This is a genomic window from Bradyrhizobium sp. SZCCHNPS1003, assembly GCF_032381555.1.
Classification (GTDB): domain Bacteria; phylum Pseudomonadota; class Alphaproteobacteria; order Rhizobiales; family Xanthobacteraceae; genus Bradyrhizobium.
Genome location: NZ_JAUHIU010000009.1, coordinates 37,704 through 63,566, shown reverse-complemented (window position 1 = coordinate 63,566; position 25,863 = coordinate 37,704). Strand labels below are relative to the sequence as shown.

Here is a 25,863-nt window from a genome sequence, read left to right as displayed (position 1 = left end):
CGGCTCATGGTTGACGGCGCGCGGGCGTTATCCACGTTTGCGTTAACCTTGTTAACCTTTCCTAAAGAACTGGCCTAGGCGTCCGCCGCCTGCGTGGTAAACCTCACTGGTCCGGCGCGTCCGCGTTCGGAATTCAACGCGCCTCGCGGCCCCGCCAGACTGAATTCAATGAGCTTTCCCGTCACTTTCAGCGCCCTCCCCGCCGTCCTGCCCGACCACGAGCAGAAGCAGGCCGCGCTCAGCTACCTCAACGAAGCCTGGGCGGAAGCGCGCCATGACGGCGTCGACGGCGACTGCCTGGCGCAGGCCAGCCTGTTCGCGGCGCTGGCCGAACTCGTCACCACCTATGGCGAGGACGCGGTGGCGACCTTCGTCGAAGGCCTGCCGGAGCGCGTCCGCAACGGCGAGTTCTCCCTGTCGCGCGCGACGCAGTAGGGTCTCCCGCTCCTCGCGCGTAGCCCGGATGCGCGCAGCGACATCCGGGGTCTCATCCGCAGCCTCGTTGAACCCGGATATCGCTGCGCTCGTCCAGGCTACGACAACTACGTCGACAAACTCCGCGTCATTGCGAGCGCAATGACGGAGCCAAAACGGAGAGCGCCCATCGGGGCCGAGATCCGTCTCCACATCTCAAACAGCATCGAGACACGCCTCATCGTCCTCGCGGCGCGATGCGTCCGAGCGATGACCGACGTTCGGCCCTCATTCAATCGAGGGCGCAGGGAAGGCTGGGCGTCGGCTGACGCCCATGGCCCCCGTGCGAACAAAAGTGCACGGGGCAGGAACCACAGGTGCAGCCGGATGAGCCCAGCCTTCCCTGCGCGATGGTTTTAACGCTTCTTTCGAGCTCTCCCTGGGAACCGGCTTGATTGCCCCCATCGCCTGCGCCGATGCTCTCGCATCACGCTCAGGCTTGACCTCGGCATCGGGAGGCCAGGACCACGCGACTTCACGTCCGCATCGGGATTGTTCGTCCGCGCAGCCAAAGCCACGCTGCAACCCGACGCGTCCACCGCCTGCCCGCCTCGCGTCTCGTGACGACCGCGCGTACGCCCCTCTCGTTGAGGCGGGATGGGTGGAGGATAGACACATATTCTGGAAATACGAAAGTTAAATCTTTCGCCCGGAAGATGCTGCGGGCGCGATCACGTTGAGACAATACGCAAAATTGCCGTTTCGGCACAGGTGTTTCGTGTAGTTGCGGCGAGCGCGAACGACGGCGTTGCAAACAAGATCGCGCGACTGATTCGCCCGACGGGCTTTTTGCTTTGCATTTCTTGCGGCGCTTCAGTCCCAATCCATTCCGCCAATGACGCCAAGAAACCAGCCGCCGATAAAAGCGGCCGTAAGCGCCATGAGATGGATCGTCGCGGAGGGACCAAGCTCCTGGTTGTCTTGAACATGACTAAGTCCAATCAACCCAAACTCAAGAATTGCCGCGCAGAATACAGGCCAAAGCGCCCGCCGCCGCGCTGCCAGCCGCTGGGACACCACGGCAGTCAAGACGACCACGATAATAAAGGCAATGAAGTACACCAGACATTATCCTTGGGGCCAGCCGTACCGTCTTGAAGGTCACAGACGAATAGCGCGAACCGGTTTCCTCAACCCTAAGAAAACAGCAAAATACAGCCGTGTCGGAGCGCTGTTCCCGGGCCCCTGCTTCCGGTTGAGCATCAGAAGCAGACCTTCACGCGAGCCGGCGACCAGATCCGTTATGGGCCAATGTCAGACATGGCTGGCGCGATCAGATGGAGCCATCCAGTCGATAACCTGCTCGTACGCCTGTTCAAGCGCATTCTGTAAGTCACTCTCCTCGACCACCCATTCTCGGGCCGGTTCAGGATCTAATTCGTTCGGTCCATCAATCCAATTGGCATGAACGCCTATCCGCCCGTTCGGAGTTGGTTCAACCCAAACTTGGAAGCAATCGCCTGCAGCGCTCGAAAGGTACGTGCCCCATAGTTCGCGACCTGCCCAACCGTAGTTGATGCCCAGGGAATGCTTTTCCGCCCAGACACGAACGTCGGCATCAATGGCTGAGTGACTCATTTCGCTGTGCCAATCTTTTTACAGAGAGGCTGCAGTCTGCAAAATATGAACGAGCGACCACTACCGCGTGATTAAGCGCCCGGTTCGAATCGCATCGATTTGCGGTGGCCTGAGCAGCATGTCCGTAACGGGTCAAAAGCCGCCTTTCGGTCCCGCCGTGGATTACTTCCGGTTGAGGCCCCCGAGCGGACATCACACGCGACGATCGAAAGGTCCGAGATGGGCCAATTGCGGAAGTTCTTACTCATGCATCTAGCCATTAGAGGGACAAGTACAGGATCGTTACGCGTGCATCGCTCAGGTGCTCGGCCTCAAATTCCAAGTCCACGACCCAGTGGACGTAGCCAATGACACTTTGTGTTTCCAACTGACAGTCCACCCATTCCTTGCTCGTCCGACTAACGTCCGGGCTATTCGACAAGCGCTGACGCATCCAAGCGTCAGTAACAGCCTGACAGCCAAGTCCTTCTTTGCTGAGCACAGCGATGGCTGCCTCTTTATTTGCTCCCAGCGGCATCATCTGAAAAAGCGCTTCGCGAGCCGGTACGGAGTCTCCACCGCCCGTCTTTTGCACGGCGGCGCGCATAGCGCGCAATAGGGGACGTTCTTGGTAGAAACTGTCAACTTGAGCAGTCTTGTACCAAATCCACGCGAATAGTACGGCAGGAACCGCCGCCACAGACAGGCAAACGACAATCGCGATTTTGACGAACTTCCGCATAGGATAGCCCAAATTCTCAACCGCAAAGACTAGCGGGCAGCTGATTAACAGTCTTGGCAGTGGAGCCTGCGCAAATTCCGCTTTGGGTCAAAGACTGAAATTCTCATCGCGAGCAAATCTTTCTTGCACAACCTCGAATAACCGACATGGCATGGACCTGACGGCTTTTTTGCCGGGCCATATGCGATCCTTCCGGAAGGGGTTGGCGCTATGGTCGGTGTATCCCAGATAATTGCCGGCTTTCCGCAGTGCTGCGAGTCGGCAGCCATGGGCCAGTTCCAAACGATGCGCTGCAATCTCTCAAGCTTTCTTATTTCTGTAGACGCTGTTTTACACGCCGCGCAGTAAGTAAGAGCGACTGGCGGATAAACGATTTTGGCTGACTGTGCGATGTTCGACGACAATGTAACAGCTAAAATCTTGTTCGCGTTCGTGGCGGCCGTCGCTACGGCACTCCGAATCGTGCTCGCCGACAGACGAATGCGGCGTTTGCAACCAGGCTTTTCGTTAGCTGCCGATACATGGTCAACAGAGAAATTTGGCATCTGGTGGGCAGGAAGAGGTGTGATGGTTTTGGCAATACTTGTTGCCGGGATCTGTTTCGCCTTTCTCGGTAGAGGAAGTTCTGCCGGTTCCTTGTTCTCTCGGGTTTTTCAGTTGTGGGAACCGCCCTGGAATTTATTCGTAGTAAGATGTAGCTGTAAGCGTTCGCGACGATCCCAGGTCCGCTTCGGGTCACAAGCAGCCCTCCGCTCCCGCGAACGCCTACTTTCGGTTGAGCCCCAGCAGCCGACGTCAGCCGGGGCCGATCGGAAGGTCCGAGATGGGCCAGAACCGGAAGTGAACGCGACAAATGGGCTAACGCGAACGGCTATTTGTCGCCATCAATACGATGAGCAATGTAGAGATGCGTTTCATATTCGATGTCGAGGCTGCCTCCTTCATCGTCGATTACTTCTGCAATTTCGTCGAGCAAGTCTTCACGCGTCTCTGCCCCGAGTAACCGAACGTCCGACCGCGTGCTGAGTAAGTCCGTGTAGCTGGATGTCGTGTGCTGCCATTTCCACGGATAGCACTTGTGCTCTACGGGCCCGAACAACCGGGACCGGTCAAACCAGTCCTTAAAGGGGCCATTCGGTAGGTACCAAGCTTCGGGCGGCGGCCCCCACGAGCCCGTGTGGCGTAGCCAGATTTTCTTAAACCGTCCCACTAAGTGTGAGGGTAGTCCGACGGGAGCGTGCCCGAACACCGCTAGTGTTCCGTTCGTCGAAAGCAATTGGGCGGCTTTTACGAACCGCACTTCCGGGGATACCCAGTGCCACGCCTGTGCCGCAAAGATTAGAGCGAACACTGAATTTCCAGCTGGCCACGCCTCGAAAGTAGCCTCGGCTAGTTTCACGTTGGCAAAACTCGCCAAAGTCTCGCGCGCGTAGCGGATCATTTCCGATCCGGGATCAATGGCGACGATCTGCAAACCCCGCTGCGCAAAGCTTTTTGTTGCTTGACCCGTTCCACAGCCAATTTCAAGAACGGCATCGGTTGGCTCTAGGTTTGCAAATGACATGACATCGTCAATCAGAGCCTCAGGGTAGTCGGGTCGTGAGGCCCTGTATACGTTCGCGACCTGATCGAATGTGAAACGCTGCTCCATCGTTTGCCCCCTTTTGGCGGCTAGGTAACATAACCTGAGCGGCGTCTGCCGTCCAACAGCCCACTTCCGCTTCGGGTCAAAAGCAGATATCGGCGGAGAACGACGGCACCACGTTCGTCCGTCAGCCCCCGGGGCCGTCCTTCATGATGTAGCCCATCAGATCGTCGACGTTGTGCTCCAGATCCCGGATGATGTTCTTGACGACGTCTCCGACCGAGATCACGCCCACGACCTTGCCCGCGTCCAGCACCGGCAGATGGCGAAAGCCACGTTGAGCCATCATCGCCATGCAACTGTCCAGCCGGTGGTCCGGCTTGACCGTCACCGGGTTGCCCGTCATCACCTGACCCACCGGCGTCTGCTTCGCATCGAGCCCGGGCAACAGCACTTTGATGGCGCAGTCCCCCTGCGTCACGATGCCGACCAGCGCGCCGTCGTCGATGACGAGCACCGACCGGACCCGATTGTCGCGCATCTGGCGCAAGGCTTCGACGACCATGTCGTCGGAACGAACATGGATCAGGGCGCCACTCTTCTGGGCCAGCGCGCTTCTTACTGTGCTCATCGATGTCCCCTCCTGGACCCCGTCCTGCCCCGCCTTGATGGTCCGGATGGCAGGATAGTCGAAATATCCGGCTTCGTCAGCGCCTCGCCGATGCGGTGCGCCTGGCCGCGAACCGAACGATGATCGGGGTCACAGGCGGCCTAGCGATTCCTGGGATTGCAGACGTCAGGTCGTCCCCGAGAGCGGAACCATCGGGTGCCGGCAAAAATGTTGCTCGGCAAAACGCAAGTCGATCGACGATCGCGGTCAGTAGAGAGCTCTGGGTCAAGAGGCGGCGTACTGGAATTTCTCCCCCACGTCCGCGTCGTCCCTGGCAGCGGACATTCGCATTCGTCTTGGCCGGCCGCCGCCGCCTGCCTCCTGTCGTGACGCCCGGTCGGACATCCAGGCTCCAAAGGCCGTCCCGGCGTCGCGGAAACCGACAGCAGACCGAGAACTGCCCAACGGCCCCCTCGGCAGCCATGTCGCTCGGAAACTCTTCACAAAGCAATTTGAAGGCTTTGACGTGAATGAACATGCGCCCTTAACGAAAACGGGCAAAAATGGGTCGCTGATCTTCACCTACCTGACCACAGTGCCGTTTCGAGCTTACGCGAAATCTCGATAGCCGCGTCGCGAGCCGGTCACCGCCGAAGCGAAATCCGAAATGCCTTCACAGAAGCGCAGGCCGGGGTTCGCAACTGCCGCGTGAAGAATTGGTAAGGAAACGTTAAGGAAAAGTCGGGGATTTCTGATGATTGCGCCGGAAGAAGAGAGGTTGCTGAAAACGTACCTGGTCGAGATGTTCGGCCAGATTAGCAGCATGCGGCGCGAACTCGCCGCTCTTCAAGGCGACGGCAAGGGCAGTTTCGCGACGATGACCGACACCCTCGACGCGATCGTCGAGAATACGGAGGTGGCCGGGAACGCGATCCTCGAAAGCATGGAGGCGATCGGCGCCAGCGTCGCGAAGTTGCAGAGCGTCAAAGACCCGACGGCCGCGGCGGTCAGCGACGAGATCGTCGACAGCACGAACAAGGTGTTCGAGGCGTGCGCGTTCCAGGACCTCACAGGGCAGCGGATCACGCGGGTGGTCAAGTCGCTGCAGTTCATGGAGGACCACATCAACAAGCTCGTCCGCATCTGGGGAAAAGAGGAGCTGGCGCGGCTGGCCACCGAGCTTGCTGCCCCCTCGAGCGTCCCAGACTTGCTGGAGGGCCCGAAGCGGCCCGGCGTGGCGATTTCCCAGGACGACATCGACAAGCTGTTCGCGTGAACGACGGCCGGGCGTGATGCCCGCTCCGCGTCATTGCGAGGAGCAGAGCGACGAAGCAATCCAGGGCCGCGCAAGGACTCTGGATTGCGTCGCTGCGCTCGCAATGACGGAGCAAACTAACGCGCAGCGCCGTTACGGCCGCAGCGTCTCCATGAAGCGTACCGGCTCGCCGGTCGCTGGCGTCAGCAGCTCGCCCTGCCACATCACGCGCTGGCCGCGGACGAACGTGCCGACCGGCCAGCCGGTGACGCGTAGGCCATCATACGGCGTCCAGCCGGCTTTCGAGGCGACCCATTCGTTGGTGATGGTCTCGCTGCGCTTCAGGTCCACGATGGTGAGGTCGGCGTCGTAGCCGGCGGCGATGCGGCCCTTGCGGGCGATGTTGTAGATGCGGGCGGGGCCGGCGCTGGTGAGATCGACGAAACGTTGCAGCGACAGCCGGCCGGCATTGACGTGGTCGAGCATGATCGGCACCAGCGTCTGCACGCCGGTCATGCCGGAGGGCGAGGCCGGATAGGTCTTGGACTTCTCCTCCGCGGTGTGCGGCGCGTGGTCGGAGCCTAAGATGTCGACGATGCCCTGGTGGACGCCCCACCAGATGACGTCGCGATGATCGACTGATCGCACCGGCGGATTCATCTGCGCGTAGGTGCCGAGCCGCTCGTAGCACTCCGGCGCCGCCAAGGTGAGATGATGCGGCGTCGCCTCGACGGTGGCGACGTCCTTGTGGTCGCGCAGATACACGATCTCTTCCTTGGTGGAGATGTGCAGCACGTGGATGCGCTTGCCGGTCTCGTGCGCGAGATTGACGAGACGCTGCGTGGCGCGCAGCGCTGCCTCCTCGTCGCGCCACACCGGGTGCGAGCGCGGGTCGTTCTCGACGCGCAAATCCTTGCGCTCGTTGAGGCGGTACTCGTCCTCGGCGTGGAACGCGGCGCGGCGGCGGATCACCTGGAAGATGCGGCGGAGCGAGTCATCATCCTCGACCAGCAGCGAGCCGGTGGAGGAACCGACGAACACCTTGACGCCAGCGCAGCCCTCGGCGCGCTCCAGCACCGGAAGCTGCTCGACATTCTCGCGGGTGCCGCCGATGAAGAAGGCGAAATCGCAATGCATGCGATGGCGGCCGGCAGCGACCTTGGCGGCGAACGCCTCTTCGGTCACCGTCAGCGGATTCGTATTGGGCATCTCGAACACGGCGGTGACGCCGCCCATCACGGCGCTGCGCGAGCCGGTTTCGAGGTCCTCCTTGTGAGTGAGGCCAGGCTCGCGGAAATGCACCTGGGTGTCGATCACGCCGGGAAGCACGTGCAGGCCTTTGCAGTCGATGATCTCGGCAGCCGAGGCTGTGCCGAGATCGCCGATCTCGACAATGCGTCCGCCTGAAATGCCGATGTCGCGGACGCCCTCGCCGTCCTGATTGACCACGGTGCCGGATTTCAGAATGGCGTCGAAGCGCGCGCTCATGAAGCCCTCATAGGATTTCATTCTCCTGACCGCCCCAAGACAGATCGATCATGCTGCACGCCTGCCCATTTGCTGGCCTCCGGTGGCACGCGAGTCTCGATCTTTAGAATGAAGCCACCGCGCGGCGGCGTTTCAGCCTTGTGGTTTATGCCTGGGCGGCTTACGTTTCAGTGCGGCCTGTCGCAAGAGGTTTTTCGGATGAAGGCGACGTTTCTCGACGACCGGGGCGTGGTCCAGGTCAGCGGCGACGATGCACGCAAGTTCCTCAACGGTCTCTTCACCACCGACGTCACCAAGCTCACGCCCGGCGATGCCCGGTTCGGCGCGCTGCTGACGCCGCAGGGCAAGATCATCGTTGATTTCCTGGTGGCGCAGGTGCCGGCGACCGACGCCGGCGAGCGCTTCCTGCTCGACTGTCCGCGCGCGCTGGCGCAGGCGCTCACCGACAAGCTCAATCTCTACAAGCTCAGGGCCAAGGTCGCGGTCAGCAATCGCTCCGGCGAGCTCGGCGTGATCGCGGTCTGGGATGGCGCCATCGGCGCCACGCCGGAGCCGAGCTTCGTCGATCCGCGTCATGAGCGCCTCGGCGCGCGCGTCATTGCGCCGCAGGAGGCGCTCGCGGAGATCGCCGCACGGCTCGGGGCCGAGATCGTCGAGACCGACGCCTATGAGGCGCATCGTATCGACTGCAGCGTGCCGCGCGGCGGGCTCGACTTCACGTATGGCGATGCCTTCCCGCACGAGACCAACATGGACCGGCTGCACGGCGTCGACATCGGCAAGGGTTGCTATGTCGGCCAGGAGGTGGTGAGCCGCATGCATCATCGCGGCACCACGCGCACGCGCGCGGCGAAGGTGCTGCTCGACGGGCCGAGTCCCGAGCCGGGCACGCCGATTCTGGCCGGCGACAAGTCCGTCGGCACCATGGGCTCGGCCGCCGCGCAGAAGGGCATGGCGCTGCTGCGCATCGACCGCGCCGCCGAGGCGTTGGAGGCGGGAACGCCGCTCACCGCCGGCGGCCTCGTTCTGCGCATCGCTGATCCCGACGCGCTGCAGGGCGCGCCGAAACAGACGGTCGCCTGAGCCGGTCTCATGGGTCGCGCTGCTGTCGTCCATCCCGATGGCCTGACGCGCTGCCCCTGGCCGGGCAGCGATCCGCTCTATGTCGCCTATCACGACACCGAGTGGGGCGTGCCGGAATATGACGACCGCGCGCTGTTCGAGAAGCTGATCCTCGACGGCTTCCAGGCCGGGCTGTCGTGGATCACGATCCTGCGCAAGCGTGACAATTTCCGCCGCGCCTTCGATGATTTCCAGCCGGAGAAGATCGCTGGTTACACCGACAAGAAGATCCACGCGCTGATGAACGATGCCGGCATCGTGCGCAACCGCGCCAAGATCGAAGGGACGATTCTCAGCGCGAAATCCTGGCTCGACATCCAGGACAAGGGTCCCGGCTTCTCGAAGCTGCTGTGGAACTTCATGGACGGCGCGCCCAAGGTCAATCAGTTCAAGACCACCGCGAGCGTGCCGGCCTCGACGCCGCTGTCGATCAAGATTTCCAAGGAGCTGGCCTCGCGCGGCTTCAAGTTCGTCGGTCCCACGATCGTCTACGCCTTCATGCAGGCGACCGGCATGGTCAACGACCATCTCGTCACCTGCTTCTGCCACGAGACCTGCAGCGGCAAGCGCCGCAGCCCACGCCTCAAGCCTCCCAAATGACGACTGACAAGGCCCCGAGCGGGCACGACCGCGTCTGGCAGCGCATGCTGTCCGGCCGGCGGCTCAACCTCATCGATCCCTCGCCGCTCGATGTCGAGATCGCCGACATCGCCCACGGGCTCGCGCGTGTCGCGCGCTGGAATGGCCAGACCACCGGTGCGCACATCTTCTCGGTCGCGCAGCACACGCTGCTGGTCGAGACGGTGATGCGCGCGCGCAAGCCGAACATCGATGCCCGGCTGCGGCTCGCCGCGCTGCTGCACGATGCGCCGGAATACGTCATCGGCGACATGATCTCGCCATTCAAGGCGGTGCTCGGCGACGGCTACAAGAGCGTCGAGAAGCGGCTGCTCGGGGCGATCCACATCCGCTTCGGCCTGCCGCCCGAGATTGCTCCTGAGATCGAGCGCCAGATCAAGGCGGCCGACCGCGGCGCCGCTTTTCTGGAGGCGACCCGGCTGGCCGGCTTCTCGGAAAGCGAGGCGAAGAAGCTGTTCGGTCGCGACCCCGGCCTGCCGGATGCCACCGTGGCGGACTATTTGACGCCCTGGAGCGCGGCCAAGGCCGAGAAGCAGTTCCTGACCCGTTTCCACGCGGTGCTGGGGTCGTGCTGAGATGCCGCTGACGCCGGACGAGCGCCGCAACGAACGGCTGAAGCTGGCCGCCAACTGGGTCAACACGCTGGCGACGGCCATCGTCACCGCCGGGACGTTCGTGCCGCTTGCCCAGTTCGTCTATGGGGTGCTGCCGCCCAGCACCCCCGCGGGCTTGATCTACGGGTCGGGCGTCGTTTGCATTATCACCGGAGTGCTCATACATTTGCTGGGTCAGTGGATCCTGGGAGGTCTTCGATGACCCTGCACCAGCTCGTTGCCCTGAGCTTTCCGCTTCTGACCGCCTTGGCCGTCGCCATTGTGGCCCTGTTCGTGCGCCGGCCCTGGTCCGAGAAACCGGTCGAGATCGCCCCCCAGAACCGTGAGCGGCTCCTCGACCATCTCGAGCGACTGAACGCGGAGATCGAAGGCAAGGCCCATCTGGTTCGCCAGGAGCTGCGGCAGCTCAAGAACACGCGCTGAGGGCTGTCGGCGCATATATGCGCCAGCCCGACAGCAGACATCCAAATCCCGCTTTTGCCCTTGTGCCCCCATTCGTATAATCGGGCCTCCAAAGGCTCGCCATGATCCACGTCTGCTCACTCGCCGCCCTGCCCGAGACCGTGCGCCTGACCGGCGCCAGCCACGTGCTGACCATCATGGCCAATGTCGAGCAGGTGAAGCGGCCGGAGACGATCCGCCCCGAAAACCATCTGCGGGTCTCGGTCGACGACATCACCGAGCAGCTTCCGGGCTTCATGGCGCCGAGCGAGGATCACGTCGCCCAGGTGCTGGAATTCGTGCGCGGCTGGGATCGCGCGGCGCCGCTGGTGATCCACTGCTATGCCGGCATCAGCCGCTCCACCGCGAGCGCCTTCGCCACGGCCTGCGCGCTCAACCCCAATCGCGACGAGCTCGATATCGCCTGGGCGATCCGCCAGGCCTCGCCGATCGCCTCGCCGAACCGGCTGATCGTCAGCCTGGCCGACAGGGCACTGGGCCGCCAGGGGCGCATGGTGCGCGCGCTGGACGCGATCGGGCCCGGCGCCATGATGGTCGACAGCGCGCCGTTCCGGATCGATCTGGACTGAGTTGCGACGCGGCGGAGCCGCGTACCGGCGCGCCTTGAACTTTTGTTCCGCGGTTTGACACAGAGGGAACGACGGCCATCGGGTGACCCGCCGTGGGCCGTCGGCCGATTCGCTGCGCCAGCGGTCCACCCGCAGGCCGGCGCGTTCCACCCCTGACGCCCATCGGCGCCATCGATTGAGGATTCCCCGCGTGATGTTCGATTGGCCCCTGGATTGGATCGCGCTGCTGGTCGCGTTCGCGGCGCTCGCCTTCGCGCGCCGGATTTCCGATCGCCTGGCCGAGGTGCAGGCCCGGCTGGCCAAGCTCGAGGCGGCACGCCCGATCGCGGCTGCGCCGGTGGTCGCGCCGCCGCTAAGCCCGCTTCAGGAGCCCGCTGAAGCCCCGCCAATGCCGCCGCCATTGCCGGAGCTGACCGAGCCTGCTCTCCAGCCCGCGGCGATGGCGAGCGACGACGCGGCCGAACAGCCGCCGCCGCTCGCGTCCCCGCCACCCGTGCCGCAGCCTGCGGCCGGCTTCGAGGAGCGCATCGGCACCCGCTGGGTGGTGTGGATCGGCGGGCTGACCTTGGCGCTCGGCGGCTTCTTCATGGTGCGCTACTCGATCGAGGCCGGCCTGGTCGGCCCCGAGGTGCGCGTCGCACTCGGCGCGCTGTTTGCGGCCGCGCTGCTCGCGGCCGGCGAATGGACCCGGCGCAAGGAGAGCATCTCGCAGATCGCAGCGCTGCCGATCGCCAACATTCCGGCGATCCTGACCGCGGCCGGCACGGCGGTCGCCTTCGCCACGATCTACGCGGCCTACGCGCTCTATGAGTTCCTGCCGCCCGCGATCGCCTTCGTGCTGCTCGGCATCGTCGCGCTGGGCACGCTGGCGGCGGCGCTGCTGCACGGCCCGGCGCTGGCCGGGCTCGGCCTCGTCGCCGCATTCACGACGCCGGTGCTGGTGTCGACCGGCGAGCCGAACTACTGGGCGCTCTACATCTACCTCGCCATCGTCACCGCCGCCGCCTTTGCGCTGGCCCGCGTGCGGCTGTGGCGCTGGCTCGCGATGACCACGATCGGGCTGTCGTTCCTGTGGACCTTGCCCGGACTCGACGCGGGCGTCGAGACGGTGGCGCCGCATGTCTTCCACGTCGCTGTTGGTTTCGCGCTGGCCGCGCTGATCGTGGTCTGCGGCTTCATGTTCGGACCCGCCGCCGAGAACGACGAGGTCGAGCCGATCTCATCCGTCGGCCTGGCGGTTTATCTGCTCGGTGCAATGCTGGTCACGCTCGCGACCTTCCACGACGGCCTGGCGCTGATCGGCTTCACGGCGCTGGTCGCGGCGACGCTCGCGGTCGCCTGGCGCGCGCCGAGCGCCGTCGGCGCGGTCGCCGCTGCGGCGGCCACCGTGTTCCTGGTATTCGCCGAATGGGCGCTGCGCGACAATCCGGACCTGCTGGTGCTGCCGGGCGGCGCGCTGCCCGGGATGGGGCCGAACCCGCTCGGCGCATCGGTCACGTCGCATCTGGTGACGGCGGCGATCTTCGCGCTCGGCTTCGGCGGCGCCGGCTTCCTGGCGCAGGGCCGCTCGCACAACGCGGTCGTGCCGGTGGTGTGGTCGGCGGCCGGCGTGTTCACGCCGCTGGCGCTTCTTGTCGCGCTCTATGCGCGCATCGCCCATCTCGACCGCTCGATTCCGTTCGCGATCGTCGCCGTCGTGCTCGCCGCCGCGTTTGCCGTCGCCACCGAGGCGCTGACCCGGCGCGAGGAGCGTCCGGGCCTCAGCGCCTCGATCGCATTGTTCGCGACCGGCACGCTGGCCGCGCTGGCGCTGGCGCTGACCTTCGCGCTGGAGAAAGGCTGGCTGACGATCGCGCTGGCGCTGATGTCGCTCGGCACCGCCTGGATCTTCGAGAGCCGGCCGATCCCGTTCCTGCGCACGCTGGCGGCGGTCTTTGCCGGGCTCGTCGTGCTGCGCATCGGCTACGATCCGCGTATCGTCGGCGCCGATGTCGGCACCACGCCGATCGTCAACTGGCTGCTGTGGGGCTATGGCGTGCCGGCGGCGTCGTTCTGGGGCGCGAGCTATCTGATGCGCCGCCATGGCGACGACGCGCCGCTGCGCGCGGTCGAGGCCGCCGCCATCCTGTTCACGACCCTGCTCGCCTTCCTGGAGATCCGCCACGCCGTCAATGACGGCGACATGCTGGCGGTGCCGTCGCTCGCCGAAGTGGGACTCGACGTCTGCGTGGCCCTGGCGCTGGCGATCGGGCTGGAGCGGCTGCGGGAGCGCAGCGGCAGCATCGTGCACAACATCAGCGCCGTGATCCTGACCGGCTTCGCCGGCGGCGCCACCGTGCTCGGCCTGCTGCTGTTCGAAAACCCGATGATCTCGGATGTCGCGATCAAGGGCGGCCTGCTCAACATCCTGATCCTGGCCTATGCGTTCCCGGCAGTGCTGATGCTGCTGTTGTCCTACGCGGTCGCAAGCCGCCGTCCGCCGGCCTATGGCAATACGCTGGCCGCGGGCGCACTGATCCTGGCGCTGTCCTATGTCAGCCTCGAGATCCGCCGGATCTATCACGGTCCCGATCTGACGGCAGGGCCGACCAGCGCGGCCGAGCAGTACACCTATTCGATCGCCTGGCTCGCCTTCGGCGTGGTGCTGCTCGGGATCGGAATCATCGTGCAGTCGCAACGCGCCCGTCTGGCGTCCGCCATCGTGATCGCGCTGACGATCCTGAAGGCCTTCCTGATCGACATGTCGGCGCTGACCGGCGCGTGGCGCGCGCTGTCGTTCATCGGGCTCGGGCTGGTGCTGGTCGCGATCGGCTGGCTGTACCAGAAGGTGCTGTTCCGACGGCAGCAGCAGGCGCCGCCGGCTCAGCCGGCGGCGTAGCGCCATGTCGGATTAGGCCGCGCGCACCGACTCCAGGAACGACGCCACCTCACGCTTCAGCCGGTCGCTGTCCGAGGCCAGCGATTGCGCCGCGGCCAGCACGTGCGTGGAGGCCGTTCCGGTTTCCGTCGCGCCGCGCTGCACGTCGACGACGTTCACAGAAACCTGCTGCGTGCCCTCCGATGCCTGCTGGACGTTGCGCGAAATCTCCTGCGTGGCGGCACCCTGCTCTTCCACGGCCGCCGCGATCGCCGACGAGATTTCCGACAGCCGCTCGATGGTCGTGGAGATCGCCCGGATGGCGCCGACCGATTCCTGTGTCGCCGCCTGGATGCCGGACACCTGCTGGCCGATCTCGTCGGTCGCCTTGGCGGTCTGCTCGGCCAGCGCCTTCACTTCGGACGCGACGACCGCGAAGCCGCGGCCGGCCTCGCCGGCACGAGCGGCCTCGATGGTCGCATTCAGCGCCAGCAGATTGGTCTGGCCGGCGATCGTGTTGATCAGTTCGACGACGTCGCCGATCCGCGCCGCGGCCTTGCTCAGCTCGCTCACGCGATCGTTGGTCATGCGCGCCTGGTCGACGGCCTCGGTGGCCATGCGGGCCGATTCCTGCACCTGGCGGCTGATCTCCGTGATCGACGACGACAGCTCCTCCGTCGCGGACGCGACCGACTGCACGTTGGTCGAAGCCTCCTCCGAAGCAGCCGCAACCGCAGTCGAGATCTCCTGCGAGCGCGTCGCGGTGGATGACAGCGCGCCGGCGGAATGCTCGAGCTCGGTCGAGGCCGACGACACCGTCTGCACGATCTCGCCGATGGTCGCCTCGAACTGGCGGGTGATGTTGTCGACGCGCCGGCCGCGTTCGATCTTGACCTCGGCATCGTGGGCCGCGAGCTCGTCGGCCTCCTTCTTGGCGATCAGCGCCTCCTTGAACACCTGCAGCGTATCGGCCATGGCGCCGATCTCGTTCGGCTCGCCGCGATGCGTGACTTCCGCGCCGAGATCGCCCTTGGCGAGCTCCTGCATCGGCTTGATGATCGACGCGATGCCGGACGAGACGTTCTGCACGAGATAGAATCCGACGGCGATGCCGGCGATGACGGCGGCGGCAATGATCGAAACCACGAGCCAGATCGCGCGCGAGAAGCTCTCGGCAGCCTGCCGCGTCGCGTTGTCGGCGCCCTTGTTGTTGAACTCGATGTCCTGGATGAAATACTTGTCGGCGTCACGCGCGATCGCCGCGGCCGACTTTTCCAGCATTTCGGTGGCCTCGCGCGGAATCTTTCCGACGCTCTTGTTGGATTCATCCATCACCTGCTTGACGGCGACGACGTACTTCTCCCAGGACTGCACCCAGTTGTTGTAGATCGCGCGTTCCTCGGCCGAGGTGATCATCGGCTCGTAAGTCTTGCGGTCCTTGTTGATCGTCTCGAGGATTCCGTTGACGCGCTTCTCCGCGGCCTGCTTGGCCTCGGTCGTCTCCGACATCACATGCGCGCGCAAGGCGATGCGCAGCAGGTTGATGTCGGCGCGCAGCTCGCCGATCGCGCGCACGCTTGGCAACCAGTTGGTGGCGATGTCGACCGTGTTGGCATTGATCGACTGCATGCTGGTGACGGCGAGCACACCGAGCCCGCACATGGTGACGAGCATGAAGGCGATGACCGAAATGATCTTCGTACGAATGGACATTGTTGACACGGAGGACCCCAGCTGACTGCGTGGTTCGGCCGCGTTCTGCCAGCGCCAGAGACGGCCCGAACATCCAGGTCTGCGCTGCGCTGCGCGGTCGAGGTCAGAGGATCAGAGGGCTCCGAAAATTCCGAACCCGCATGTCGTCTCTGACGACCTCATTGGGCGCGAAACAGGCTTATCGGAGGTTAATGCTGGAACCGTAAGATTACTGACAATGCGCGTAAAATGATGGCTCTCAGGGACGGCGCGGTGCTCCTGAACCGGCGCCCGAGGCACCGGATCTCCCGATACCGTTGACGGATCGTGTGGAAGCAAAACCACGAACTGCGTTCGGCAACATCACAAACGCCGTCTGAGCGCGAGAAGTGTGACGGACGGAGAACACGCCCTCAGCGGATTGGCGCCACGGCGCACCGGACCTCGAATCCGATGGCCAGCGGCGCAATCACCCGGACAGTTGGAACTCAGCCGACCGCTTCGGACATCAGGCGGATCCGGAACACTGGCTGCTTGGCTTCGTCGAGCAGCTCCATCTGCCACTCGGCCCCCTGCTGCAACGACTTCGAGATGCCACCGATCAGGTCGGAGCAGACAGCCGTCAGCTCGTTCCAGGCGGTTTCCCGGTTGGCGAATTCATAAGGCTGATCAGCAGCGCCAGAATAGCGGCCCTGGCTGATTCGGAAGAAATAAAGCGACATAACGACCCTTTCTCGTGGGCCACCCCCCTGGTTGCAAACTGCACACGAGTCACTACCGAGGCATGAATTTAAGATTCCGTACGACTACGGCGCAATGACCACTAACGTGCGGTCAGCTTAAAATATTGCTCTATGTTAATAGGGGACTGGTTTTTCAATAATCGGTGAACTAACAACTAATCGGTCGAGCGACGCAGCTCCGGCGCCGCATCCGACTTCGCGTTATCGGATCTGGTAATTTCGGTCTTCGCGTTTTCGGCCTTGGCGTTTTCGGCCTTGGCGGTTTCGGGCTTCGCGCTTTCCGCCTTGGCGGCCTTCGCAGGATCCGCCTTCAGGGGTTCTACCTTGCTGCGCTCCACCCGCGGGGTCTCGACCCGCGCCGCCACTTCGGTGTGCAAGCCGTCGGCAGCGGGAACAGCAGCGCGCGCGGCGCGCGGCCGCGCCACGGCGCGCGCCATCAGCATGGTGGCTCCGCCCTGATGCTGGAAGTCGCAATAGGCGAAGGCGCCGAGCCCGGAGACCGAGCCGCGGAAGCTGCGGTCGTCCTTCTTGTCGAGGTTGAAGCACGGCTCGAACGGCATGCCCTTGATGGCAGCGCAAACGTTCTGGCCGCGAATCTGCAGGGTGTTGCCGGGCAGGCGGATATGACGCACCGGGCCAGAGCCGGAGAACTGCACCGCGCCCGCCGCGCCCATGTCGTCGAGGATGCGGCCCGCGCCACGGGTGCCGTCGACGCAGGTGAAGGCGAACACCTTTCCGGCGACGAATTTGCGGGCCTCGTCGGCTGTCATCGAACCCGCAACCGCGGGAGCAATCACGGCACCGGCAGTCACGGTCCCCAGCAATATACGCGCGAGCATGCATCAAACTCCCACTTAACCCAACGCAGCGGGTAAGGCGGTATCTTTACCCCATGCTTACCATACCAACCATGGCAACAATGGAGCAGCATGGTTTGAAAAGTCTGAACATCCTCAGGATATTCTTACCACCGTACGGCCGCGGACCTGGCCCGCGAGAATCTGCGGCCCCAGCGACGCCACTTGGTCCAAGGCAATTTCGTGAGTGATTTCAGCTAGTTTTGCGCGATCCAAATCAGTGGCGAGGCGCTGCCAGGCCGCCTTGCGCGCCGGCAGCGGGCACATCACCGAATCGATGCCGAGGAGGCATACGCCGCGCAAAATGAATGGCGCCACCGACGATGGCAAATCCATGCCGGCAGCGAGGCCACAGGCGGCGATGGCACCGCCATATTGGGTCATCGCCAGCAGGTTGGCGAGCGTATGCGAGCCGACGCTGTCGATGCCGCCCGCCCAGCGCTCCTTCGCCAGCGGCTTGGCCGGCCCGGACAGCTCGTTGCGGTCGATGATTTCGGCCGCGCCGAGCGACTTGAGATAGTCGGCTTCGGCTAGGCGCCCGGTCGAGGCGATCACGTGGTAGCCGAGCTTGGCGAGCACCGCCGTCGCCACCGAGCCGACGCCGCCGGCCGCGCCCGTCACCACCACCGCCCCGCTGGCCGGCGTCAGCCCGTGCTTCTCCAGGGCCAGCACGGCCAGCATCGCCGTGAAGCCGGCGGTGCCGATGGCCATGGCATCCCGGGCCGACAGGCCCTGTGGCAGGCCGACGAGCCAATCGCCCTTGACCCGCGCCTTCTCGGCATAGGCGCCGAGATGGGTCTCGCCCATGCCCCAGCCGGTGCAGATCACGGCATCGCCCGGCTTCCAGGCGGGATGGCTGGACTGCTCGACCGTGCCGGCAAAATCGATCCCCGCGATCATCGGGAAGCGCCGGACCACCGGCGCTTTGCCGGTCAGCGCCAGCCCGTCCTTGTAGTTCAGCGCCGACCACTCGACCTTGACCATGACGTCACCGTCCATCAGCTCGGCTTCATCGAACTGCGTCAGCGTCGCGGTCGTTCCCTTGTCCGCCTTGTCGATCCGGATCGCCTTGAACGTTCCCACAGCGGCACTCCCTGCGCTTTCTTTGTCTCACGCCATGTTTAGCCGATCGGGTCGGCCGCGCAACTCAGGTCGCGGGAACGGCGCGCGCGACCGGCTTCTCAACGATCGGCAGGTTGATCAGCGCCGACAGCACGCCGAACAGGATCGAGAGCCACCAGATCGGCGTATAGGAACCGTAGCGCTCGAACACGATGCCGCCGAGCCAGACGCCGAGGAAGCCGCCGACCTGGTGGCTGACGAAGGCGAAGCCATAGAGCGTGGCGAGCCAGCGGGTGCCGAACATGATCGCGACCAGCGACGAGGTCGGCGGCACCGTGGAGAGCCAGGCGAGCCCGGAGACCGCGCCGAAGGCGATCGCGGAGGCCGCCGTGACCGGGAACGAGATGAAGGCGAGCGTCGCCAGCGCACGGGTGAAATAGATGAAGGACAGGATGTAGCGCTTCGGCAGCCGGCTCTGCAGCCAGCCGACACTGAGCGAGCCGATGATGTTGAACAGGCCGATCGCCGCGATCACCCAGCCGCCAACCTGCGCCGACAGGCCACGATCGACCAGGAACGCCGGCAGGTGCACGGTGATGAAGGCGAGTTGGAAGCCGCAGGTGAAGAAGCCGAGCACCAGCAGCACGTAGGAGCGGTGGCCAAACGCCTCCATCAGCGCGGTCGTGAACGACTGCTGCTCGGCCTCCGACGGCTTGGCCTCGGCCGCCGGCGGCGTCGCCACGGCGAGCGACAGCGGCACGATGAACAGCATCAGCGTTGCGAACACCATCAGCGCGCTCTGCCAGCCGAACTGGTCGATCAGCGCGACGCCGAAGGGAGCGAACAGGAACTGACCGAGCGAGCCGGCCGCCGTGCCGGCGCCGAGCGCGATGCCGCGGCGCTCCGGCGGCAGCAGCTTGCTGAACGCCGACAGGATGAGATTGAACGAGCAGCCCGACAGGCCGAAGCCGACCAGCACGCCGGCGCCGATGTTCAGCGACAGAGGCGAGCTGGAATAGCGCATCATCAGCAGGCCGCCGGCATAGAGCAGCGCGCCGACACAGATCACGCGCATCACGCCGAAACGATCGGCGATCGCGCCGGCGAGCGGCTGACCGAGCCCCCACAACAGGTTCTGCACCGCCACCGCAAGCGCGAACACGTCGCGTCCCCAGGCGAATTCACGGCTCATCGGCTGCACGAAGAAGCCGAGGCTGGAGCGCGGACCGAAGCTCAGCAGCGCAATCGCGCAGCCGCACACGATGATGACGACCGGCGTCCGCCAGCTCTGGCTGCGGGAGGCCGTGCCGAGATCGCCTGCCTGTACCGACATCCGTGTCCTCCCCTGCTGCGGTCGCTGTCCGCCGCGGCCTTCCGATTAATGCATTTGCATTGAACTCCCAAGCTCAAAAGCGGAACCCAGCCATGAAAAATTTCGATGCGGCGGCCAGCCATGAGTCCGTGTCATCCGAAGCGAGTTCCCGCAGCGGAACTCGCTCATGCGTCCTTGTCCCGGCGCGAAACGTCCTGGTGCGCGAGTCGCAAACGACGATTCATCCTGTGCGAGAGTGACCTTCAGAACAGCCGCTATTTGTCGCCAAACACCGATAAACAGCGAAGGAAGTCTCTGAAGAAGAACTAACAGGTACCGCGGTACACATGCGCACGGAATGTGGAATTTGGACATCACATGGACCACGATCAGATCGAGACATCCGGCCGCGTCGTGATCGTTGGTGCCGGAGTTGCCGGACTGTTCTGCGCGCTGAAGCTCGCACCGCAGCCGGTCACGCTGATCTCCGCGACCGCATTGGGTGAGGCCTCGTTCGGCGCGACGATGCAGGCCGACATCGCGGCAGCGGTTTCATCCGGCGACAGCCCCGATAGCCATGCCGCCGACATGATCGCTGCCGGTGGCGGCCTGGTCGACGCGACGGCTGCGCTGGCGCTCGCGCGCGACGCTTCGGCTGCAATCGAGGACCTGGTCCGCCTCGGCGTGGCTTTCGATCGTGATCACAGCGGCAGGCTGGCGACGTCTCGTGCGGCTGCGCACACCGCGCGACGGATTCTCAGCGTTCGCGGAGACTTCACCGGACAGGCGATCATCACCGCGCTGTCTCAAGCCGTGCGCGCAACGCCCTCGATCCGCATCATCGAGGGCCATGTCGCCGACGCGCTGCTGACGGAAGACGGCGCGGTGCGTGGCCTGCAACTGCGGCCGACCGACGACGATGCGGCCGCGCCGGTGCTGATCGCGGCGCCGGCAATCGTGCTGGCCACCGGCGGCATCGGCCGTCTGTTCGCCGCGACCACCAATCCGCCGCACGCCGCCGGCATCGGCCTCGCCATCGCCGCGCGCGCTGGCGCGGTGATTGCCGATCCGGAGTTCGTCCAGTTCCATCCGACCGCGATGATGACCGGTCACGATCCGGCGCCGGTGGTGAGCGAGAGCCTGCGCGGCGCCGGCGCCATCCTGGTCAACCGGCGCGGCCAGCGCTTCATGCTGCCGCGCCATCCGCTGGTCGATCTTGCCCCGCGCGACACGGTGGCGCGCGGCGTGATGGCCGAGATCATCGCCGGACGCGGCGCCTTTCTCGACGCGCGCGACGTGCTCGATGACGACGTCGCCGAACGCTATCCGATGCTGCACCGGGCCTGTACCGCCGCGGGGCTCGATCCGACCCGGCAGCCGATTCCGGTGGCGCCGGCGGCGCATTTCCACATGGGCGGGATCGCGGTCGACGCGCAGGGCCGCAGCTCGATCGAGGGGCTTTGGGCGGCGGGTGAAGTCGCAGCGACGGCAACGGACGGCGCCAACCACATCGCCGGCAACGCGCTGCTCGCCGCGCTGGTGTTCGCCCAGCGGATCGCCGCGGATATCTCCGGCCGAACGTTCACCGCGCCCTCCACGCTACAGGACATTGCGTTCGCCGATCCGGCCGGCCCCTGTGCCGGCGCTGCGGCGAGCTCGCTGCGCGAGACGATGACGGCGCAGCTCGGCGTCATCCGCGACGAGGAGCGGCTGGCGGAGGCCATCGCCGCGATTGCCAGGATGGAGCGCGACGCCGGCAGCCCGAGGCTGCGCAACATGGCGAGCGCCGCGCTGCTGATCGCCACCGCGGCCTGGAGCCGGCGCGAGAGCCGCGGCGCGCATTGCCGCGCCGACTGCCCCGCGGAGAATCCGAGTTTCGCGCAGCGGACGATGACCACATTGGCCGCTGCCCGCGAGATCGCCGACGAGCTCGCGGCACGGCCGACGGCGCGGCAGTCGCGGCCGTTGAGCGCGTAGCAAGAGCTGATCCGACTGCGTCACGACGGAGCTCGGCAGTCGCGTTTTCACCGTCATTCGTGATCACCGTCATTCCGGGTTCAGGGCCTGCGGCCTTGTCCCGGAATGACGGTGCTCATGACGAAGCAGCCATCGTCGCCCAATACAGATATCACGACTCGTTGTTATTTGCTGCCTCGCCGGTATTTGGGAGCAGGCACTATGTAATTAGTGCGTGCCGTGTCGGCCGCGTGCATCCATTGATCCGCGGGCGCTGGACGAACAAATCGGCCGTACCGTTGCGCTGGTGCTCGTAGTCATCACGCGCACGATCTGAGCGGCCCTCGCCAATGAGTTGGACGAGGCCTTTCGTCGAAGCAGATCACCGGCTGACGCTGATGCGAATCGCCGCACGGATCGAGCACATCCTCTACGCGCGCGACTAATTCGCATCGATCTGTGGGGATACGCCACATGCTCCTGCGCCATGGCTTCAGATCGTTCTCGGCCAGACGCCGCCGCATTATCTCGTGCGCCCCGGCGCCGACGGCATTTACCAGCACCAACTAAATGGCTGGACAGGTTCGCCATGATTTCGGCAAAAGAACCGCAGAACCTGTACAAATAAGAAAAAGAGATGGTCGAAATTTTGCGGTGCTCAAGTAGTAGCGCGCGTTTTGTCCGTCCTGCTGACGAGGAAATGGGAATTCACGGCTGCCAGATCGCCGATTCACCGCTTGGCATGGCCATAGATTCGGTCATCGGTCTCGCCGCCGGTTTGGAAGCCGAGTCGCCGAGCAGAAAGGCGCCAAACGGTCCAGGGAGTGTTGCGGGGCGACGCGATGGCGCGTGTCCGCAGGAGTAGTTGAGGATGAGTTCCTTATTGCGGAGTAGCGGATCGCGGATCACCGTGGGTGATGCGCAGAGCGAACGTTGGCGCCCGGCAAAGCCTGCCGCTTTGTCCAACAGCCTCGCGCATGCGACGTCTGCGCCTGATGAGGATGCGGCCACCGATCTCTCCCGGCCGTGGTGGCAAGCCGCTTCAGCGGTTGACGATGCGCCGATGCCAATGGCGCCAGCAGAAGCGGACCGATCCTGGCAGATCCCTTCACTCGATCCCGTCGTGATGCCTCCACCTCCGCCCGAACGGCTCGAATTCGATTCTGTTTTCCGGTTCGGTGCCGCAGTGGCCGCGCTTGCGTGCCTCGCGTTCTTTGCGGTGCGCATCATGCAGGCTCCGAACATTGAAACAGTTACGAAGTCTGAAGCGACCGCTTCATCGTCTCCCCGAAACTTCGGGACAGCGGGGAAATCGAAATCCGATGACGGCCAAGCATCGCTGGACGCCGCGGCGCACACGATCGGACGGGCCGATTCGATCGTGGCGTCGGTCCCGATCGTCAAGCCGGCTCCGGGCGGAGGCGAGACCCCGCAGTCAATTCCGCCGAAAGCATCTCGGACCATCGCGACCAGGAGCCCTGCACCGGCGGCCGCGTCTGCGCTGACCAAGAACGAGATCAGCGAAATGCTGAAGCGCGGACGCGATCTCATCGGCGCGGGCGACGTTGCGAGTGCCCGCCTGATCCTGGCGCATGTCGCGGAAGCGGACGCCGAAGCATCACTGACGCTGGCCGGCACCTATGACCCCGCGATCTTGTCCAACCTGAAAGCCGTTGGCGTCGCGCCCGATCCGGCCAAGGCCCGCGCCTGGTACGCGAGAGCCGCCGAACTCGGGTCACTCGAGGCTCGACGGCGGCTCGAGTGACCCGAGCTTCGAAACCGGGTGATCCAGCGCGGTCTCACGCCGGTCGCTGCGCAGGAATTGCGGCGGGGCGCGGACCGCCGGATCCTGGTCGATGGTGTCGTGCGGGCGACGCGCGTCCCCGCAAAGTGTTGTGTTGCGTGATGAGGTCCATGATGGGAATGTTTGATCGTCTGTTGCAACCGGCCTTGTCGTCGGCGCCCCGTGGTCCTCGGCTGCTTGGCGCGCCGGGTTCTCCGACCGTGGCGTTGCTCCTCGTGCTTGCCGCCGTGCCAGGCCTGGCGCGTGCTGCCGAGGGCGAGATCCGGATCGGCAATACGACGCCCTACAGCGGGCCGGCGGCCGCCTACGGCAGCGTGAGCAAGGTCATCTCCGCCTATTTCCAGAAGGTGAATGACGAGGGCGGGATCAGGGGCCGCAAGATCACCTACATCTCCTATGACGACGGCTATAATCCGCAGAAGACGGTGGAGCTGACACGACGGCTGGTGGAGGAAGACAAGGTCGACGTCATCTTTGCGAGCGTTGGAACAGCGACCAGCGCGGCGGTGCGGCCTTATCTCAACGCGAACAAGATACCGCAATTGTTCGTCGGCTCCGGCGCCTCGATCTGGGATCAGCCTCGCGACTATCCTTGGACCATGGGAGCGCAACCCAGCTACCAGATTGAAGCTCATATTCACGCGCAATATCTGCTCGAGCAACATGCCGGTGGCACGCGCATCGGTGTACTTTATCAAGACGACGAGTTCGGCAAGGACTATCTGAAGGGTTTGAAGGACGGGCTCGGCGGCAAGCTGCCGATCGTCGCGGAAGCGGCTTACGCGGTCACCGATGCCGACATCAATCAGCAGATCGCGAAGCTGAAGACCGCCGGAGCCAACATCCTGGTCGACGTCAGCACTCCGAAATTCACGGTGCTCGCGATCCGCCGCCTCGCCGAGCTCGGCTGGAGACCCGAGCACATCATCCCCACGGTTTCGGATTCGGTTGCCACCGTGCTGCAGCCTGCAGGCCTGCAGAACGCGGAAGGACTGCTTTCCGCCACCATCCTGTACGAGGGCGGTGTGCAGGGCGGCGATCCCGGCTTCGCCGAGTGGTCCGCGTTCATGGATCGCTACGCGCCTGCAATCAGCAAGAACAACAGCTTGGGAATCGTGGGCTACGCGCTTGCCAACCTGATGGTTGCGGTCCTGCGCAATTGCGGCGACGACTTCTCCCGCGACAACATCATGAGGCAGGCGCGTTCCTTGAAGGGGACGCCAATTCCCATGTTGATTCCCGGGATCGTCGCCAATACCAGCGCCAGCGACCACGCGCCGATTGAGCAGATGCAGATGAAGCGTTTCGTCGATGGCCATTGGGAACGGTTCGGGCCGGTGCGCAGCGGAATCGACCCGGGTGCGGTCAGCGATTCCTTCAAGGCGATCTTCCGCTATGCGTCGGCCAAGCGGGACCTCGCGAGCCAGCTCAACGCCAATACGGTGAGCCTGATGACGGGCTCGTATGGCAGCACCTATTCCCAGATGGGCGCCGACGTCGCCTCGGTCCTCAATGACGGCATCAACCTGCGGGTCATGCCGGTCCTCGGCAGCGGCTCGGTTCAGGCGGTGGCCGACATCCTCATGCTCAAGGGCGTCGACGTGGGAATCGTGCGCAAGGACACGCTGTCCTATCTCGAACGCAAGGACTTCGCGAGCAACATCCGCAATCAGCTCGTCTACGTCACCAAGATGTTCAACGAGGAAATGCATGTTCTGGCACCGCGATCGATCCGCACCATGCGGGAGCTCGACGGCAAGACCGTTGCGGTCGACCTGCCGGACGGCAGCACCTTCGTGACCGCGATCAACGTGTTCGAGCGGCTCGAGATCAAGCCGCATCTGCTCTATATCGAGCCACGCATCGCGCTCGAAATGTTGCGCAAGGGGGAGATCGACGCGATGATTGCGGTCGACGGCAAGCCGGTGCCCTGGCTCAGCCAGATCACGGATGCCAATCTGCATCTCGTCCCGGTCGGCTACGACAAGACCTTGCGCGAGGATTACCTTCCATCCAAGCTCACCGCGGACGACTACCCCAACCTGATCTCCAATTCCGAGTCGGTGGAAACGATCGCAGCAGAGGCAATCCTGGCGTCGTATAATTGGCAGCCGGGAAGCGACCGCGATCGCCGGCTGTCGCTGCTGGTCGAGTCGCTGTTCTCGCGCATGTCGCAGCTACAGCGGCCTCCCTTCCATCCGAAATGGCAGGAGATGGCGCCGCGCGCGCCGGTCGCCGGCTGGACCAGGTTCCGGGCCGCGCAGGAATGGCTCGATGGGACGACACGGATTCCGGCGGCCACTACGGCCACCGTTAAACCGTCGAAGCCGGTTGCGGCCGCCGCACCGTCCCCGCGCATTCCTGTCACGGCAAAGCCGGCGGCCGCAACGCCGCCGGACCAGGCGCGCCAGACCGAGTTGTATCGCCGCTTTCTCGAGTGGAATGCGACGCGTCGCTAGATGA

Annotated in this window: 23 protein-coding genes; 12 read left to right on the top strand and 11 right to left on the bottom strand. The window is 64.5% G+C overall.

The genetic code is table 11. From position 1 onward, the window contains the following. Positions 1 to 168: 168 nt before the first annotated feature. A complete protein-coding gene (locus QX126_RS16050; protein ID WP_315717207.1) occupies positions 169 to 435 on the top strand; it encodes a hypothetical protein in 267 nt (88 codons plus the stop codon). An 852-nt stretch (positions 436 to 1,287) separates the two neighbouring features. Here the strand turns inward: QX126_RS16050 and QX126_RS16045 are convergent. The 5 genes from QX126_RS16045 to QX126_RS16025 all read right to left on the bottom strand — a co-directional run bounded on the left by QX126_RS16045 (position 1,288) and on the right by QX126_RS16025 (position 4,989). Beyond that, positions 1,288 to 1,536 (bottom strand): hypothetical protein, encoded by a 249-nt coding sequence (locus QX126_RS16045; protein ID WP_315782187.1) that lies wholly within the window; start codon positions 1,534 to 1,536, stop codon positions 1,288 to 1,290. Between the two features lie 192 nt (positions 1,537 to 1,728). Continuing rightward, the gene (locus tag QX126_RS16040) at positions 1,729 to 2,052 is read right to left on the bottom strand and encodes a hypothetical protein (protein WP_315782185.1); all 324 of its coding nucleotides are present in this window, start codon (positions 2,050 to 2,052) and stop codon (positions 1,729 to 1,731) included. Positions 2,053 to 2,311: 259 nt separating this feature from the next. Beyond that, positions 2,312 to 2,773, bottom strand: a complete 462-nt coding sequence (locus QX126_RS16035) for a hypothetical protein (RefSeq protein WP_315782183.1) — start codon at positions 2,771 to 2,773, stop codon at positions 2,312 to 2,314. Positions 2,774 to 3,644: 871 nt separating this feature from the next. Next, positions 3,645 to 4,424, bottom strand: coding sequence for a class I SAM-dependent methyltransferase (locus QX126_RS16030; RefSeq protein WP_315782181.1), 780 nt, complete (start codon positions 4,422 to 4,424; stop codon positions 3,645 to 3,647). 121 nt (positions 4,425 to 4,545) lie between these two features. Beyond that, positions 4,546 to 4,989 (bottom strand): CBS domain-containing protein, encoded by a 444-nt coding sequence (locus tag QX126_RS16025; protein ID WP_315739984.1) that lies wholly within the window; start codon positions 4,987 to 4,989, stop codon positions 4,546 to 4,548. 733 nt (positions 4,990 to 5,722) lie between these two features. On the opposite strand from QX126_RS16025, the gene QX126_RS16020 reads away from it, so the two are divergent. Next, on the top strand, positions 5,723 to 6,244 hold the full coding sequence (locus tag QX126_RS16020) for a protein phosphatase CheZ (protein WP_315739983.1): 522 nt from the start codon (positions 5,723 to 5,725) through the stop codon (positions 6,242 to 6,244). Positions 6,245 to 6,376: 132 nt separating this feature from the next. Here QX126_RS16020 and QX126_RS16015 read toward each other — a convergent pair whose 3' ends face one another. Further along, a complete protein-coding gene (locus QX126_RS16015) occupies positions 6,377 to 7,711 on the bottom strand; it encodes a dihydroorotase (RefSeq protein WP_315782585.1) in 1,335 nt (444 codons plus the stop codon). A 198-nt stretch (positions 7,712 to 7,909) separates the two neighbouring features. Between QX126_RS16015 and QX126_RS16010 the strand changes: the two genes are divergently transcribed. The 7 genes from QX126_RS16010 to QX126_RS15980 all read left to right on the top strand — a co-directional run bounded on the left by QX126_RS16010 (position 7,910) and on the right by QX126_RS15980 (position 13,995). Continuing rightward, the gene (locus tag QX126_RS16010) at positions 7,910 to 8,794 is read left to right on the top strand and encodes a folate-binding protein (RefSeq protein WP_315782179.1); all 885 of its coding nucleotides are present in this window, start codon (positions 7,910 to 7,912) and stop codon (positions 8,792 to 8,794) included. Positions 8,795 to 8,803: 9 nt separating this feature from the next. Beyond that, the gene (locus tag QX126_RS16005; protein ID WP_315782177.1) at positions 8,804 to 9,433 is read left to right on the top strand and encodes a DNA-3-methyladenine glycosylase I; all 630 of its coding nucleotides are present in this window, start codon (positions 8,804 to 8,806) and stop codon (positions 9,431 to 9,433) included. After that, positions 9,430 to 10,047 (top strand): HD family hydrolase, encoded by a 618-nt coding sequence (locus QX126_RS16000; protein WP_315782176.1) that lies wholly within the window; start codon positions 9,430 to 9,432, stop codon positions 10,045 to 10,047. The genes QX126_RS16005 and QX126_RS16000 overlap by 4 nt, the downstream gene beginning before the upstream one ends. A 1-nt stretch (position 10,048) precedes the next feature. Next, positions 10,049 to 10,288: a hypothetical protein gene (locus QX126_RS15995; protein ID WP_315717219.1), complete on the top strand. Its 240-nt coding sequence runs from the start codon at positions 10,049 to 10,051 to the stop codon at positions 10,286 to 10,288. Beyond that, entirely contained in the window at positions 10,285 to 10,509 is a 225-nt protein-coding gene (locus tag QX126_RS15990; protein WP_315739979.1) for a hypothetical protein, read from the top strand. The genes QX126_RS15995 and QX126_RS15990 overlap by 4 nt, the downstream gene beginning before the upstream one ends. A 101-nt stretch (positions 10,510 to 10,610) precedes the next feature. Then, positions 10,611 to 11,117 carry a tyrosine phosphatase family protein gene (locus QX126_RS15985; RefSeq protein ID WP_315739978.1) on the top strand — a complete coding sequence of 169 codons (507 nt, stop codon included), beginning with the start codon at positions 10,611 to 10,613 and terminating at the stop codon, positions 11,115 to 11,117. A 193-nt stretch (positions 11,118 to 11,310) separates the two neighbouring features. Beyond that, positions 11,311 to 13,995, top strand: a complete 2,685-nt coding sequence (locus QX126_RS15980) for a DUF2339 domain-containing protein (protein WP_315782174.1) — start codon at positions 11,311 to 11,313, stop codon at positions 13,993 to 13,995. A gap of 12 nt (positions 13,996 to 14,007) precedes the next feature. Here the strand turns inward: QX126_RS15980 and QX126_RS15975 are convergent, their stop codons facing one another. The 5 genes from QX126_RS15975 to QX126_RS15955 form a co-directional block, all read right to left on the bottom strand. Further along, complete coding sequence (locus QX126_RS15975; protein ID WP_315776182.1) at positions 14,008 to 15,696, bottom strand: methyl-accepting chemotaxis protein; 1,689 nt, start codon at positions 15,694 to 15,696, stop codon at positions 14,008 to 14,010. Positions 15,697 to 16,154: 458 nt separating this feature from the next. Next, a complete protein-coding gene (locus QX126_RS15970; RefSeq protein WP_315739975.1) occupies positions 16,155 to 16,388 on the bottom strand; it encodes a DUF6894 family protein in 234 nt (77 codons plus the stop codon). Positions 16,389 to 16,564: 176 nt separating this feature from the next. Beyond that, a complete protein-coding gene (locus QX126_RS15965; protein WP_315782173.1) occupies positions 16,565 to 17,248 on the bottom strand; it encodes a hypothetical protein in 684 nt (227 codons plus the stop codon). A 114-nt stretch (positions 17,249 to 17,362) separates the two neighbouring features. Then, positions 17,363 to 18,349, bottom strand: coding sequence for an MDR family oxidoreductase (locus tag QX126_RS15960; protein WP_315782171.1), 987 nt, complete (start codon positions 18,347 to 18,349; stop codon positions 17,363 to 17,365). 64 nt (positions 18,350 to 18,413) lie between these two features. Next, positions 18,414 to 19,661: an MFS transporter gene (locus QX126_RS15955; RefSeq protein WP_315739972.1), complete on the bottom strand. Its 1,248-nt coding sequence runs from the start codon at positions 19,659 to 19,661 to the stop codon at positions 18,414 to 18,416. A 357-nt stretch (positions 19,662 to 20,018) separates the two neighbouring features. On the opposite strand from QX126_RS15955, the gene QX126_RS15950 reads away from it, so the two are divergent. The 3 genes from QX126_RS15950 to QX126_RS15940 all read left to right on the top strand — a co-directional run bounded on the left by QX126_RS15950 (position 20,019) and on the right by QX126_RS15940 (position 25,859). Further along, complete coding sequence (locus QX126_RS15950) at positions 20,019 to 21,617, top strand: L-aspartate oxidase (protein ID WP_315782169.1); 1,599 nt, start codon at positions 20,019 to 20,021, stop codon at positions 21,615 to 21,617. 850 nt (positions 21,618 to 22,467) lie between these two features. Further along, complete coding sequence (locus QX126_RS15945) at positions 22,468 to 23,361, top strand: hypothetical protein (protein WP_315782167.1); 894 nt, start codon at positions 22,468 to 22,470, stop codon at positions 23,359 to 23,361. A 152-nt stretch (positions 23,362 to 23,513) separates the two neighbouring features. Further along, complete coding sequence (locus QX126_RS15940) at positions 23,514 to 25,859, top strand: ABC transporter substrate-binding protein (protein WP_315757114.1); 2,346 nt, start codon at positions 23,514 to 23,516, stop codon at positions 25,857 to 25,859. The last annotated feature ends 4 nt before the right edge of the window (positions 25,860 to 25,863 follow it).